The organism is Acinetobacter sp. WC-141, assembly GCF_000313935.1.
GTDB lineage: Bacteria > Pseudomonadota > Gammaproteobacteria > Pseudomonadales > Moraxellaceae > Acinetobacter.
This window is the reverse complement of record NZ_AMSS01000067.1, coordinates 36,555-50,888: the sequence shown is the minus strand read 5'-3', so window position 1 is coordinate 50,888 and position 14,334 is coordinate 36,555. Positions and strand designations below refer to the sequence as shown.

The 14,334-nt window shown below is 39.9% G+C and carries 14 protein-coding genes and 1 pseudogene; 13 read left to right on the top strand and 2 right to left on the bottom strand.

Annotation, left to right across the window (positions count from 1 at the left end; genetic code table 11):
- Both ACINWC141_RS19735 and ACINWC141_RS13910 read right to left on the bottom strand, forming a co-directional pair.
- Positions 1-555 (bottom strand): annotated as a pseudogene (locus ACINWC141_RS19735) (IS3-like element ISAba22 family transposase); the annotation flags it as partial.
- Positions 556-1,212: 657 nt separating this feature from the next.
- Complete coding sequence (locus tag ACINWC141_RS13910) at positions 1,213-1,893, bottom strand: hypothetical protein (protein WP_009392131.1); 681 nt, start codon at positions 1,891-1,893, stop codon at positions 1,213-1,215.
- 698 nt (positions 1,894-2,591) lie between these two features.
- On the opposite strand from ACINWC141_RS13910, the gene ftsB reads away from it, so the two are divergent.
- The 13 genes from ftsB (at position 2,592) to ACINWC141_RS13845 (ending at position 14,291) form a co-directional block, all read left to right on the top strand.
- Positions 2,592-2,981: a cell division protein FtsB gene (gene ftsB / locus ACINWC141_RS13905; RefSeq protein WP_034678679.1), complete on the top strand. Its 390-nt coding sequence runs from the start codon at positions 2,592-2,594 to the stop codon at positions 2,979-2,981.
- Positions 2,947-3,663 carry a 2-C-methyl-D-erythritol 4-phosphate cytidylyltransferase gene (gene ispD / locus ACINWC141_RS13900; protein WP_034678677.1) on the top strand — a complete coding sequence of 239 codons (717 nt, stop codon included), beginning with the start codon at positions 2,947-2,949 and terminating at the stop codon, positions 3,661-3,663. The genes ftsB and ispD overlap by 35 nt, the downstream gene beginning before the upstream one ends.
- 341 nt (positions 3,664-4,004) lie before the next feature.
- The gene (locus ACINWC141_RS13895) at positions 4,005-4,676 is read left to right on the top strand and encodes a 3-oxoacid CoA-transferase subunit A (RefSeq protein ID WP_009392076.1); all 672 of its coding nucleotides are present in this window, start codon (positions 4,005-4,007) and stop codon (positions 4,674-4,676) included.
- A gap of 18 nt (positions 4,677-4,694) precedes the next feature.
- Positions 4,695-5,348 (top strand): 3-oxoacid CoA-transferase subunit B, encoded by a 654-nt coding sequence (locus ACINWC141_RS13890; RefSeq protein WP_009392077.1) that lies wholly within the window; start codon positions 4,695-4,697, stop codon positions 5,346-5,348.
- A gap of 12 nt (positions 5,349-5,360) precedes the next feature.
- A complete protein-coding gene (gene pcaF / locus ACINWC141_RS13885; RefSeq protein WP_009392128.1) occupies positions 5,361-6,572 on the top strand; it encodes a 3-oxoadipyl-CoA thiolase in 1,212 nt (403 codons plus the stop codon).
- A gap of 2 nt (positions 6,573-6,574) precedes the next feature.
- Positions 6,575-7,930 carry a 3-carboxy-cis,cis-muconate cycloisomerase gene (gene pcaB, locus ACINWC141_RS13880; protein WP_009392130.1) on the top strand — a complete coding sequence of 452 codons (1,356 nt, stop codon included), beginning with the start codon at positions 6,575-6,577 and terminating at the stop codon, positions 7,928-7,930.
- Entirely contained in the window at positions 7,927-8,712 is a 786-nt protein-coding gene (pcaD, locus tag ACINWC141_RS13875) for a 3-oxoadipate enol-lactonase (protein WP_009392084.1), read from the top strand. Before pcaB ends, pcaD begins: the two co-directional genes overlap by 4 nt.
- Positions 8,713-8,754: 42 nt before the next feature.
- Positions 8,755-10,110: a 4-hydroxybenzoate transporter PcaK gene (pcaK, locus tag ACINWC141_RS13870; RefSeq protein WP_009392129.1), complete on the top strand. Its 1,356-nt coding sequence runs from the start codon at positions 8,755-8,757 to the stop codon at positions 10,108-10,110.
- 15 nt (positions 10,111-10,125) lie between these two features.
- On the top strand, positions 10,126-10,539 hold the full coding sequence (gene pcaC / locus ACINWC141_RS13865; protein ID WP_009392104.1) for a 4-carboxymuconolactone decarboxylase: 414 nt from the start codon (positions 10,126-10,128) through the stop codon (positions 10,537-10,539).
- A gap of 10 nt (positions 10,540-10,549) precedes the next feature.
- Entirely contained in the window at positions 10,550-11,275 is a 726-nt protein-coding gene (pcaH, locus tag ACINWC141_RS13860) for a protocatechuate 3,4-dioxygenase subunit beta (RefSeq protein WP_009392085.1), read from the top strand.
- Between the two features lie 14 nt (positions 11,276-11,289).
- Entirely contained in the window at positions 11,290-11,919 is a 630-nt protein-coding gene (gene pcaG, locus ACINWC141_RS13855; RefSeq protein WP_009392120.1) for a protocatechuate 3,4-dioxygenase subunit alpha, read from the top strand.
- Between the two features lie 70 nt (positions 11,920-11,989).
- The gene (aroD, locus tag ACINWC141_RS13850) at positions 11,990-12,817 is read left to right on the top strand and encodes a type I 3-dehydroquinate dehydratase (RefSeq protein WP_081400163.1); all 828 of its coding nucleotides are present in this window, start codon (positions 11,990-11,992) and stop codon (positions 12,815-12,817) included.
- A gap of 19 nt (positions 12,818-12,836) precedes the next feature.
- A complete protein-coding gene (locus ACINWC141_RS13845; RefSeq protein ID WP_009392086.1) occupies positions 12,837-14,291 on the top strand; it encodes a NosD domain-containing protein in 1,455 nt (484 codons plus the stop codon).
- Positions 14,292-14,334 lie beyond the last annotated feature (43 nt).

The following is a 14,334-nucleotide window of genomic DNA, read 5'->3' as shown; positions in this document are numbered from 1 at the left end:
TTATCTGACGTACAGCGTACATACTCATTTTTATACCCTGAGCTTGTAAGTATTTGGTTAATCGAATATAACCATAGCTCTGCTTTGTCTCCTCATGGGCTATTTTCACCAATATCGTCTGTTGATTTCGTTGAATCGTTCTTTTGCTCACGCCTCTCTTGAGCCAATCATAAAAACATGAAACTGAAACATGAAGTAATCGAGCCATTAAGGTAATTGGAAAAGAATATCTTTTTTGTTTCATATAGGCGTACCTTACTGACTTTCTTTGGCAAAGTACGCTGCTGCCTTTTTTAAAAATTCACGTTCCATTTCAGCTATTTTGAGCTGTTGTTTGAGTTTTTTATTTTCTTCGAGTAGAGCGTTTAGATCAGGTGAATACTGTTTTGTACCTGCTAAAGTTCCAGCCTTTGCTTTGGTATTCCAATTTGAAAGAGTTTGCATTGAAATGCTAAGTTGTCTGGCTGTTTCCGAGACATTGCCTTGATTGGCTTCAATTAATTTGATGGCTTCAGCTTTAAATTCTGTGGTGTAAGTCTTGTGTTTCTTGCTCATGGTAAACTCCTGATGAGTGTGTTTAGTTTACCAAGTTAAAACCTCCTGTTTTTTCAGCACACATCATGTATCATGAGAAAGTAATATCATTTTTTTAAATATAAAATGATAATTATATTGGAGAAGTAGATAATTTAGGAGAATTAACTAGAATTTTTAAGTAAAAGAGATTTTACTATAAAACATAAAAGAATTAAATAAACTGTATTGGTATCCAGATTCTCTTCCCACAACTCAAGATACTGTTAACCATATATACCTACTTCAAGAGGTGGATTTATCTTATCCTATAATAATATATTCACAAAGTAGAATAATGAATAGCTTGCATAGAGGGAGGATTGAAAATTTTAGGAAAGATACAAAATATATGCTATATATAATTTGATAAAGCTCCTTAACCAAATTATATCAATAACGCTGAAAATGATTTGATTGAAGATGATAATTATTTATTTTATTTTTATATTTGTATAAATAGTATTAATTAGATTTTTTGCTGTGTTTTGGATTAACTATAGAAAAATTATTTAGCTATAGATAAGTGAAAAGTTACTTTTCATAATTTTTTATTTTTAGTATTTAATATTGTTAACTCTATTAAAAGGTGAATAAAAAAATGAGAGTAATTGAATATATAATTTTTACTAATATGAATTACTGACAATTGGGGCTGTAGGGAATAGCATCTAAACGTTTTTGAAAAACATGTGGGTTCAGTATATTTTCATACATTTGTTGATATGTTTTTTTGTGATCTTCAATATTGTGATAGTCAATTATTTCTTGAAGTTTATCTTTATATTCTATGTGGCCTGCATGGAACATGGCTGCATAATAGCCCCACAGTGCATATTGATATCGTAAGGCTGCTCTTGGAATTAAATTTACTTCATTGAAATAGCTATTAGCCGTTTTTTCATAACATTCTTTTATTTCATGAGCATTTTTTCCCATTTTTCTTAAGAAGATACATTGTGCTTCTTGTAGCTTAGCATCATTTGTTTTAGCTAATATTTTTTCGGTAGAAATATAAGCTTCTTTAAGACAACCCAAATGAATAAGTACTTTACGTTTGGTTTTTAAAATATCTAAATTATTATCGCTGGATGGCATCTTTTTTAATAAATTTTTTAATTTTAGTTGGGCTGTTTCTGGTTCTTGTCCATTTTTTAAACTATATATAATATCATTGTATTCAAATATATAGCTGTTGGTTGATGTATATTTTTTCTGATAATTCTCCATATTAATTATTTTCGAAGGGCTATCATCAATAGGGTTGTTGCAAGCACTGACACCTAAGCTTACTAAAGAAAAAGCTAAAATTTTATGCACTACAGTTTATACCTTTATTCTCTTTTGTGAGATTTATGAAGAATAATAAAATATAAAAGAAAATACTGTGTAGTTTTTATTTTTCTCGTTCTTCAATAGTTCAATAATTAATTTGAAAATTGATTTATATATTTTGGAATCAATAATATAAGCATTAGAATTTAAGTATCAGTGTTCAATTGGTCTACATTCAATTTGTTAGGAATCTAGAATTTTAGTGGGGGAGTTCTCTGTCTTTATTAGTAATAATCTACAAACTCAAGAGCCGGCTTGTCGAGCTAGAGATGGTGAAATTACCAATAACTGGAGGTATCAATTTTGGTTTTGCTAACTTTGAAGTGAAAGATGAGAAGGACAATATTACGAACTCTTAAACAACCTCGAATCTATGGGTTAAATCTATACTTGATTAATGCCACCAATGAGGGCTTTTCTAGAGTTACTTAGCATAATTTCCTGCTACTGAGGGTCGCTTTTAGATGCATAGATTGATTTATAAGCAGTTGTACTTATAAATATTATTTCCCTTTCAAATTCCATTCAATTTTGACAAAATGAAACATGTCACAATGGTCAATTTAAAGTAATATGCGGATTAATAGTTTTGCATAAATTTTGCAGGAATTTTGTATGCCGTTTTTAAATTGTTATACAATACAAAAGCTTAATGAAAGTTTTTAATTAAAACTCTTAATGATATGTTAGAAGTATTTCGATCCACTTCAAGCAAACTGATATTGCTACTTGTTATTGTTTTAGTAGCTGTACTGCAATATCAATTTTGGTTAGGTGAGGGTGGCTATATCCCTCATCAAGCTCTCATGCAACAAATTCAGCAACAAGCTGAGGTAAATGAAGAGCTTAAAGAACGGAACCGTATTTTGGCGGCAGAGGTTTTTGACCTGAAAAATGGTACAGAAGCAATAGAAGAACATGCTCGCCTTGATCTTGGTTTAGTTAAACCTCACGAGACATTTGTTCAAATGAGTACAATCAGTACCCATTACAAGCCTATTTATATTGACCCGAACGCTAAAGTTGATTTGGAAACGAATGAGACACCTGCATCCCCAGATATCCCAGACTAAATTATGGGCAGTTATACCTGCTGCAGGATCAGGAAGTCGATTTTCTAAAACTGAATTGAAGCAGTATCAATATATTCAGGATCGGACTGTTTTAGAACATACTATTGGCCGTATAAGTCAACTTCCGTTAAATGGTTATGTTTTGGCAATTGGTACGCAAGATACCTTTGCTCAGACCCTTACATTTCAAAATATCGATAAGGCGCATTTTTGCACTGGTGGAGCTGAGCGAGTTCATTCGGTTTTAAACGCATTAAATCATCTCTTAAATTTTGCCGATGAAAATGACTGGGTGCTTGTGCATGATGCAGCTCGACCTTGTGTCACAATTGATTGTTTAAATGCACTTGTGGCAAAGGCAGTTGAGTCAAATGATAGTGCTATTTTAGCAATTCCTGTTCGTGATACTTTAAAGCAAGTTAAGACAGGTCATCATATTGATAAAACGGTAAGCCGAGATTTGTTGTGGCAGGCTCAAACGCCTCAAATTACTAAAATTGGTAAGCTTAAAAAAGCAATTGAACATGCTTTAGAAAATAACGTCACTATTACCGATGAGGCAAGTGCACTTGAATATATGGGTGAAACTGTACAGGTAGTAATGGGACGTTCTGATAATATAAAAATTACCTATCCCGATGATTTAGAACTTGCGCGTTTGATTCTTCAGTCTCAGTCTTAATTCTATTATTTTTAAATTGCTTGGATGATTAAACCGTCTAAGCAATTCTTTCTACATATCTATTTATAACCACTCATATTCTTTTACATTGATAAGTTTTAGGATTTATTCAGATCGGACAACTATATTAGATAATGTTCGATCATCGAACAAAAATTATTTATACCGAACAAAACCATGGTTTGATAACTAGATCAAATTACAAAAATTATCAAGAATGTTTAAAAGGAAATCTAAGGGAAACACTCGGGATTGAGTGAAATATTTATCTGTTCATCTTACCTCAGTGTGCCTAAATCTCTTATCTATTTCTTCTTCAATGAGCACAATGGAGTTGTCTAATGATTGACAAAAGTAAGTCCTCACTTAGCGAGGTTCTATCCCAGATTAAAGATGGTGCAACCATCCTGATTGGTGGTTTTGGTACCGCAGGACAACCCGCTGAACTCATTGACGGTCTTATTGAACTCGGTGTTAAAGATTTAACTATTGTCAGCAACAATGCCGGTAATGGTGATTATGGTCTGGCTAAACTTCTTAAAGCTGGTTCGGTTAAAAAAGTGATTTGCTCTTTCCCACGTCAGTCAGACTCTTATGTGTTTGATGAGCTGTACCGTGCCGGAAAGGTCGAGCTGGAAGTGGTGCCACAAGGCAATCTGGCTTGCCGTATTCAGGCAGCAGGTATGGGACTTGGAGCTGTATTTACCCCAACAGGCTTTGGAACACTTTTGGCCGAAGGTAAAGAGACTCGTGAGATTGACGGGAAAGACTACGTACTTGAATATCCGATTAAGGCTGACTTTGCCTTGATTAAAGCCTACAAGGGCGACCGCTGGGGCAATCTGGTTTACCGTAAATCTGCACGTAACTTTGGCCCGATCATGGCCATGGCTGCGGATGTCACCATTGTTCAGGTTTCTGAAGTGGTTGAGCTAGGTGGCCTAGATCCGGAGCACATCATTACCCCAGGTATCTTTGTACAGCACGTTGTACAAGTAGCGCCAGCACAGTAAGCAATAAGGAGAAATAACATGAGCTACCAGAAACTCAGCCGTGACCAGATTGCAAAACGTGTGGCACAAGACATTCCAGATGGCGCCTATGTGAACTTGGGTATTGGTTTACCAACCAAGATCGCGAGCTACCTACCTAACGATAAAGATATTTTCCTTCATTCTGAAAATGGCCTGTTGGCATTTGGTCCACCTCCAGCGGCAGGTGAAGAAGACCCAGAACTGATCAATGCGGGTAAAGAGTTTGTGACCATGCTTGAAGGTGGCAGCTTTTTTCACCATGGTGATTCATTTGCGATGATGCGTGGTGGACACCTTGATATTGCAGTGCTTGGCGCATTTCAGGTTGCAGCGAATGGTGACTTGGCGAACTGGCACACCGGTGCACCGGATGCGATTCCTGCGGTGGGTGGAGCAATGGATTTAGCTGTAGGTGCCAAGAAAGTATTTATCACGACAGACCACGTCACCAAGCAAGGTGAACCAAAGATTGTGGCTGAGCTGAGTTATCCGGTGACGGGTAAAAAATGTGTTGATCGTATTTACACTGACCTGTGTGTGATTGATGTGACTAGCGAAGGTTTAAAAGTAATTGAGAAAGTGGAAGGTCTTAGCTTTGAAGAGTTACAGGCTTTAACGGGTGCAACTTTGATTGATGCGACTCAAGGGTAAGGAAGTAGGGAAATGACATTAAAAAACGCTTATATCATCGATGCCATCCGTACTCCATTTGGCCGTTATGCCGGTGGCCTTGCTCCTGTCCGTGCCGATGACCTTGGCGCTGTACCGATTAAGGCTCTCATGCAGCGTAACCCAAATGTAGATTGGGAACAGGTCGATGATGTGATCTATGGCTGTGCTAACCAAGCCGGTGAAGATAACCGTAACGTGGGCCGTATGTCAGCACTGCTTGCAGGTTTGCCGTACCAAGTTCCAGCAACCACCATTAACCGTTTATGTGGTTCATCACTCGATGCCATTGCCATTGCTGCCCGTGCCATTAAGGCTGGTGAAGCAAACTTGGTGATTGCAGGTGGTGTGGAAAGCATGAGCCGTGCACCTTATGTGATGGGTAAGTCTGACAGTGCCTTTGGCCGTAGCCAGAAGATTGAAGACACCACTATGGGTTGGCGTTTCATTAACCCGAAACTTAAAGAATTGTATGGTGTAGACACCATGCCCCAGACTGCCGAAAACGTCGCTGAACAGTTCAACGTCAATCGTGCAGATCAGGACCAGTTTGCCTTGGTGAGCCAACAACGCACCGCAAGCGCGCAAGCCAAAGGCTTTTTTTCTAAAGAAATCGTGGCAGTTGAAATCCCTCAGCGTAAGGGTGAGGCTGTTGTGATTGATACCGATGAGCACCCACGTGCATCAACAACCCTTGAAGCTTTAAGCAAACTTAAACCTGTGGTTAAAGCGGATGGCACAGTCACTGCGGGGAATGCTTCAGGCATTAACGATGGTGCAGCGGCACTACTGATTGCTTCTGATGATGCAGTTCAAGCTTACAACTTAAAACCACGTGCCAAGATCATTGCCTCAACAGCAGTGGGTGTAGAACCGCGCATTATGGGTTTTGCTCCGGCACCAGCGATTAAAAAATTACTTAAACAAGCCAACCTGACTTTAGATCAGATGGATGTAATTGAACTCAATGAAGCCTTTGCTGCACAAGCTTTGGCAGTGACCCGTGATTTAGGCTTGCCAGACGATTCTACCAAGGTAAATCCAAACGGTGGTGCAATCGCTTTAGGTCATCCACTTGGTGCTTCAGGTGCACGCCTTGTGACCACAGCCCTAAACCAGCTTGAACAAACAGGTGGACGTTATGCCTTATGTTCAATGTGTATTGGTGTGGGGCAAGGCATCGCATTGATTATTGAGAGAGTCTAATCATGAGCCAGTTATATGCCAGCTTGTTTTATCAAAAAGACGTCACTGACATCTTTAGTGACTCATCTTTAATCACATATATGATTCAGGTTGAAGTTGCGTTAGCTCAAGCACAGGCAAAAGTTGGCGTGATTCCTCAAAATGCGGCTAATACCATTGCCCAAGTAGCTGAGCAGGCAATAGAAAAGTTTGATTTTCCAGCGTTGGCTGTAGCAACTGGCTTAGCTGGAAATATCGCAATCCCATTTGTAAAGCAGCTTACGGCAATTGTTAAAGATGTAGATGAAGATGCTTCACGTTATGTGCATTGGGGCGTAACGAGTCAGGATATTTTAGACACAGCATGCATTTTACAATGCCGCGATGCCATGAACATTGTGGAAGCTCAACTTCAACAATGCTATGCCATAGCATTACAGCAAGCCAAGCAATATCGCCATCAAGTCATGATTGGACGTACATGGTTACAGCAAGCTTTGCCAATCACTTTAGGGCATAAACTCGCTCGTTGGGCTTCTGCATTTAAACGTGATTTAGACCGTATTCAAGCCATGAAATCACGTGTGCTCACTGCCCAGTTAGGTGGTGCTGTGGGTTCCTTAGCTTCTTTGCAAGATCAAGGTTCACTTGTGGTCAGTTCATTTGCTCAGCAGCTGAATCTGACTGTACCGACAAGTACATGGCATGGTGAGCGCGACCGTATTGTAGAAATCGCAAGTGTGCTTGGCATGATTGTTGGGAATATGGGCAAGATGGCACGTGATTGGTCACTGATGATGCAAACTGAAATTGCAGAGTTGTTTGAGCCAACTGCGAAGGGACGTGGTGGTTCATCGACCATGCCGCATAAGCGTAATCCAGTCGCAGCAGCTTCAGTACTTGCAGCAGCAAATCGTGTACCAGCACTTATGTCTAGCATCTATCAAAGCATGGTGCAGGAACATGAGCGTAGCTTAGGCGCATGGCATGCAGAATGGTTAGCAATCCCTGAAATTTTTCAGCTTTGTGCTGGATCATTAAGTCGTACTAGTGAAGTTTTACAAGGTTTTGAAGTTAATGCTGAGCATATGCAACAGAACCTTGAGTGTACCAACGGGTTGATTATGGCAGAAGCTGTAATGATGGCACTAGCTCCAAAAATTGGTCGTTTAAATGCTCATCATTTAGTTGAAGCAGCTTGTAAAACAGCAGTAGCACAAAACCTGCATTTGTTTGATGTTGTTAGCCAATTAGACGAAGTAAAAGGGCAGTTTAGCCAAGCAGAAATACAAGATATTTTTAAACCAGAAAACTATTTAGGCAATATTCAGCAACAGATTGATGCAGTTTTGCAAGAAGCACAAGGAGAGCCAAAGTGAAACAGACTATTAGCAATCGCCAAGGAAAACAGCTAGCTGTTTATACCGAAGGCTTAAAAGACGCTCCTGTGCTTGTATTCTCTAATTCATTAGGCACAGATTATGGTATGTGGCAGTCACAGGTAAGTGAATTGAAAAGTCATTTTAATGTCATTACATACGACACACGTGGTCATGGTGAAAGTGAGGTGATTGGCGACACTTCATTGCAAAATTTAGCGGAAGATGTTGTAGATATTCTAGATGCTTTAAATATTGAAAAAGCTCACTTTTGTGGCATTTCAATGGGCGGAATTACAGGGCTTTGGTTAGGTATCCATTACCCAGAGCGCTTTCTAAGCATTACTGTTGCGAACTCGGCAGCCAAAATTGGACAGGCTGATGCTTGGTTGAGCCGCGCTGAATCAGTAGAACAAAATGGTCTGGCTGAGTTGGTTAAAACGACACACACCCGTTGGTTTAGCGAAAAATTTGACTATCAACATAATGTTGTTGCACAAACGACCATTCAAAGTCTAGCAAACACACCCGCACAAGGTTATGCCAATGCATGTCGTGCTTTAGCACATGCCGATTTAAGAGATGAAATTGCACAAATCCAAATTCCGGTACTGCTCATTGCAGGAACATACGATCCGGTAACTACAGTAGCAGATGCTGAGTTTATGCAGCGTGCTATCGACAACAGTCAACTTGCGAAAGTAGATGCATCACATCTTTCTAATATCGAGCAACCGCAAAAATTTACTCAGGAATTAACTCGATTTATTCAACAGCTTTAGAAATTTAGCAGTTTAAAAGGAATTGGCCTTAAGGAGGCAAATATGGCGTCTCAGGATTACGCTGCACCAAACAAAAGTATCGATGCTCAAGCACTGATTAATGATGCTCCACTTAGTAAATATCAATGGATGATCGCAATCATCTGTTTCTTAATTATTTTTACTGATGGTATCGATACTGCTGCAATGGGCTTTATCGCTCCGGCTTTGGCTCAAGACTGGGGCGTTGACCGCTCTCAGTTAGGCCCAGTGATGAGTGCTGCACTTGGTGGAATGATTATTGGAGCTTTGGTTTCTGGACCGACAGCTGACCGTTTTGGCCGCAAAATCGTTTTAGCTTTTTCGATGCTCGTATTTGGTGGGTTCACCTTGGCATCTGCTTATGCAACAAATCTGGATAACCTTGTTGTATTACGCTTTTTAACAGGTATTGGTCTTGGCGCAGCTATGCCAAATGCCACCACATTATTCTCTGAATACTGTCCAACACGCATTCGTTCACTGCTCGTGACATGCATGTTCTGTGGCTACAACCTAGGTATGGCAACAGGTGGTTTTATTAGCAGCTGGCTTATTCCGACCTATGGTTGGCATAGCTTATTTTTGCTTGGTGGTTGGTCGCCTTTAATCTTGATGATTTTAGTAATTTTTGTTTTACCTGAGTCTTACCGCTTTTTAATTGTTAAAGGCAAAGACCCTGAAAAAGTACGCAAAATTTTAAATCATATCGCGCCAACCCAAATTCAAAATGCTACTGCATTTCATGTGCCAGAAGAGAAAACTGAAACAGCTCAAAAGAAAAATGTCTTTGGAATTATGTTTTCTAAACCATATGCAAAAGGAACGCTTTTACTTTGGTTGACCTATTTCATGGGCTTGGTAGTTGTTTACTTGCTGACAAGCTGGTTACCAACACTGATGCGTGAAACAGGTGCTTCAATGGAGCGTGCTGCATTTATTGGCGGATTGTTCCAGTTTGGTGGTGTGGTAAGTGCATTGTTTATTGGTTGGGCGATGGACAAATTTAACCCGAACCGAGTCATTGCCATTTTCTATTTTGCCGCTGGTCTATTTGCGATTGCTGTTGGTCAAAGCTTAGGAAACTCAACATTACTTGCTGTATTGGTGCTTTGTGCAGGTATCGCGATTAATGGTGCGCAATCTTCAATGCCAGCTTTAAGTGCACGTTTCTATCCAACGCAGTGCCGTGCAACGGGTGTGTCTTGGATGACGGGTATTGGTCGTTTCGGGGCAGTATTTGGTGCTTGGATTGGTGCTGTACTACTCGGAAATGATTGGTCATTTACTGCCATTCTCAGTTTATTACTAATTCCAGCGACTGCTGCGGCTGTTGCTGTATTTGTTAAATCACTTGTTGCGCATACCGATGCAACTTAATAGAGGTCTATCACAATGAATGATGAACAACGCTATAAACAAGGCATTGAAGTGCGGGCTGAAGTTTTGGGTGAAAAGCATGTTGGTCGGTCTTTGCAAAACTTAAATGACTTTAACCAAGATTTTCAAAACTTTATTAGCCGTTATGCATGGGGTGAGGTGTGGTCTCGTCCGGGCTTGCCACGTCATACACGTAGTTTAGTCACTATCGCAATTTTATTGGCGCTTGGCCGCGAAGATGAACTACGCATGCATTTACGTGCTTGTTTCAACAACGGTGTAACCAAAGAAGATTTAAAAGAGTTGATCTTACATAGCTCACTCTATGCAGGTTTACCTGCTGCAAACGCTGCAATGCATATGGCCGAAGAAGTCTTTAAAGAGTTGGGAATAGAAGTAAGCCCAATTGCAGCGAAAGAACAGGATTAAGGAGATAAAGATGTCACAACATAGCTGGGGTGCTTACGCCCAACGTAATACAGAAGATCATCCACCTGCATATGCGGAAGGTTATAAGACAAGTGTTTTACGTTCGCCAAAAAATGCATTGATTTCTATTAATGAGACTTTAACTGAAGTTACTTCACCGCATTTTTCTCCAAATTTGTTTGGCCCAAAAGATAACGATTTGATTTTGAACTATGCCAAAGATGGTTTACCAATTGGTGAACGTGTCATTGTTCATGGTTATGTCCGAGACCAGTTTGGTCGTCCTGTAAAAAATGCACTTTTAGAAGTATGGCAAGCCAATGCTTCTGGTCGTTATCGTCATCCAAACGATAAGTTTATTGGTGCAATGGACCCTAACTTCGGTGGTTGTGGTCGTACATTAACTGACGAAAATGGTTTTTATATTTTCCGTACCATTAAACCAGGTCCATATCCGTGGCGTAATCGTATTAATGAATGGCGTCCAGCTCATATCCACTTCTCTTTAATTGCTGATGGTTGGGCTCAGCGCCTAATTTCGCAGTTTTATTTTGAAGGCGATACGTTAATTGACACTTGCCCGATTTTAAAAACGATTCCTTCTGAAGATCAACGTCGTGCATTGATTGCACTAGAAGATAAAAACAACTTTATCGAAGCTGATAGCCGTTGTTACCGTTTTGACATCACTTTACGTGGTCGTCGAGCGACTTACTTCGAAAATGATTTGACTTAATCGGGAGCACGAGCATGAATAACTGGAATTTTCAGGAATTAAAAGAAACTCCATCTCAAACAGGTGGTCCTTACGTCCACATTGGTTTATTGCCACAACAAGCAAATATTGAAGTGTTTGAAAACAACTTTAATAACCAGTTGGTACAAGACCAAACCAAAGGCGAGCGTATTCGTCTTGAAGGTCAGGTTTTTGACGGACTAGGTTTACCGCTACGCGATGTGCTCATCGAAATTTGGCAAGCCGATGCGAACGGTATTTTCCCAAGTCAGGCAGATACGCGTGAGCAAAAAGCTGATCCTGCATTTCACGGTTGGGGCCGTACGGGAGCTGACTTTGAAACAGGTATCTGGAGCTTTAATACAATTAAGCCGGGTGCAACTGCGGGCCGCAAAGGTTCAACTCAAGCACCTCATATTGCATTAGTGATTTTCGCTCGCGGTATTAACTTAGGTCTTCATACACGTGTTTATTTTGAAGATGAAGCTGAAGCGAACGCAAATGACCCAATTCTAAATAGTATTGAATGGGCACCACGTCGTCAGACGCTTATTGCAAAACGTTCTGAACAAAATGGCGAAGTTGTTTACCGCTTCGATATACGTATTCAGGGCGATAACGAAACTGTATTTTTTGATATTTAAGAAACACCTAAGGCTACATATGATCGACTATGGATGCGTGTAGCCTTTTTTAAGGATGAATGATATGAACATGAAAACATTATTAAGCTTAAGTTTGCTTGCACTCCCATTTTTTACAGCACAGGTGAATGCTGAACCTGTTGCTTTAGCTACTCAAACACAACCTGCGACTACAGCAGTTAAAACAATTGTTCCAATTACAGCAAAAACCAAAGAACAAGCTTTAGCGCAAGCTCAAGTCATTGCAAATACAGCAGATGCCGATTTAGCAGAATTTCGTATCGATTTACTTAGTTTTGCCAGCGATACAAAACAAGTGATTGCGTTGGGCCACGAGTTGAAAAAGATTTTAGGTAATAAGCCAATGATTGCCACAATTCGTACTAAAAACGAAGGTGGACAGCTTGAAATTAGCGATGCAGATTATGGCAAAACTTATCAGGCTTATTTAAAAAATCCGTTCATGGACTGGTTAGATGTTGAAATGTTCCGTGATCAAAAAGTAGTTTCAGAAATTGTTCAAAAAGCACATCAAAAGAAAGTGTTAGTTGTCATGTCTAATCACGACTTCCAAAAAACGCCAAGCCAAGATGAAATTGAAAAACGCTTGTTAAAACAAGACCAGATGGGCGCAGATATTTTAAAAATTGCTGTAATGCCTAAATCTAAACAAGACGTTTTCACTTTAATGAACGCAACTTTAAAAGTAAGTCAGCAAACCACTAAACCATTGTTAACGATGTCGATGGGACAGCTAGGTACGATTTCTCGTGTTGCGACAGCCAATATGGGCGGAAGTTATAGCTTTGGCATGATTGGTCAGGCTTCTGCACCGGGTCAAATTGATGTGACCAAGCTCAAACAGATTTTACAAACCGTTCAACCAACAAACCCATAAATCATAAGGATATGATGAAATGAATACATTACGTTTAACTACTCTTGCATTAGGTTTGATGGTTTCAGGAGTAGCTTCGGCACAAACTTATGTTGTTGATCGCTATCAAGACGATAACAATAAAGGCTCTTTACGCTGGGCAATTGAACAAGCCAATGCAACCCCAAATGAAGCGAGCGATATTTTAATTCAGGCAGTGGGCAAAGCACCTTATGCAATAAAATTAAACAGCGCGCTTCCTGAAATTAAAGCACCAGTTAAAATCATTGGTACTCAGTGGGATAAAACTGGCGAATATATCGCAATTGATGGTTCAAATTATATTAAAGGTGAAGGTGCAAAAGCTTGTCCAGGTGCAAACCCCGAGCAGTACGGAACAAATGTACGTACGATGACTTTACCGGGTTTAGTACTACGTGATGTAAATAATGTCACGCTAAAAGGTCTGGATATTCATCGTTTTTGTATTGGTGTTTTGGTTAACCGTTCAAGCAATAACCTCATTCAACACAACCGTATTAGTAACAACTATGGTGGTGCGGGTGTCATGTTAACAGGTGATGACGGGCAAGGTAACCCAACGGCAACCACCACCAATAACAATAAGGTTTTAGATAATATTTTCCAAGACAATGGCGATGGTTTAGAACTGACACGTGGCGCTGCGTTTAACTTAATTGCAAATAACCATTTTGTTTCAACGAAAGCGAACCCTGAGCCATCACAAGGTATTGAAATTTTGTGGGGCAATGATAATGCGGTAGTGGGTAATAAATTCGAGAACTATTCGGATGGTTTACAGATTAACTGGGGTAAGCGTAACTACATTGCCTACAACGAAATGACCAATAACTCGATTGGTTTTAACATGACTGGCGACGGTAATATCCTTGATAGCAATAGAATTCATGGTAATCGGATTGGGGTTGCTATTCGCTCGGAAAAAGATGCAACTGCAAAAATTACATTGACTAAAAACCAGATTTGGGACAATGGTAAAGATATTAAGCGCTGTGAAGCGGGTGGTTCATGTGTACCAAATCAGCGCTTGGGTGCAATTGTATTTGGTGTGCCAGCACTTGAGCATGCAGGGTTTGTAGGCTCGCGTGGTGGCGGTGTTGTTGTTGATCCATCGAAACAACAAAAAACATGTACTCAACCAAATGAACAAAACTGTAATGCTCAACCTAATCAGGGCATTAAAGCACCTAAATTAACTGTGAACAAAGGCTCAGTTGCTGCTGAAGTTAATGGTTTACCAAATCAACGCTACCAAGTTGAGTTCTTTGGAAATCAAAATGCGGCATCAAAAGAGGCTGAGCAATATTTAGGAGCTGTTACTGTTGCTACAGATGCCCAAGGCAATGCAAAAGCGAATTGGAAACCGTCTGTAAAAGTTGCCTCAATTACAGCGAATATTACTGATCGCTTTGGTGCGACGTCTGAACTTAGTTCGGCCGTCCAAATTAAATAATAACAATAAGGCAAGCGCCTCACACCGAGGCGCAGCATAGAAA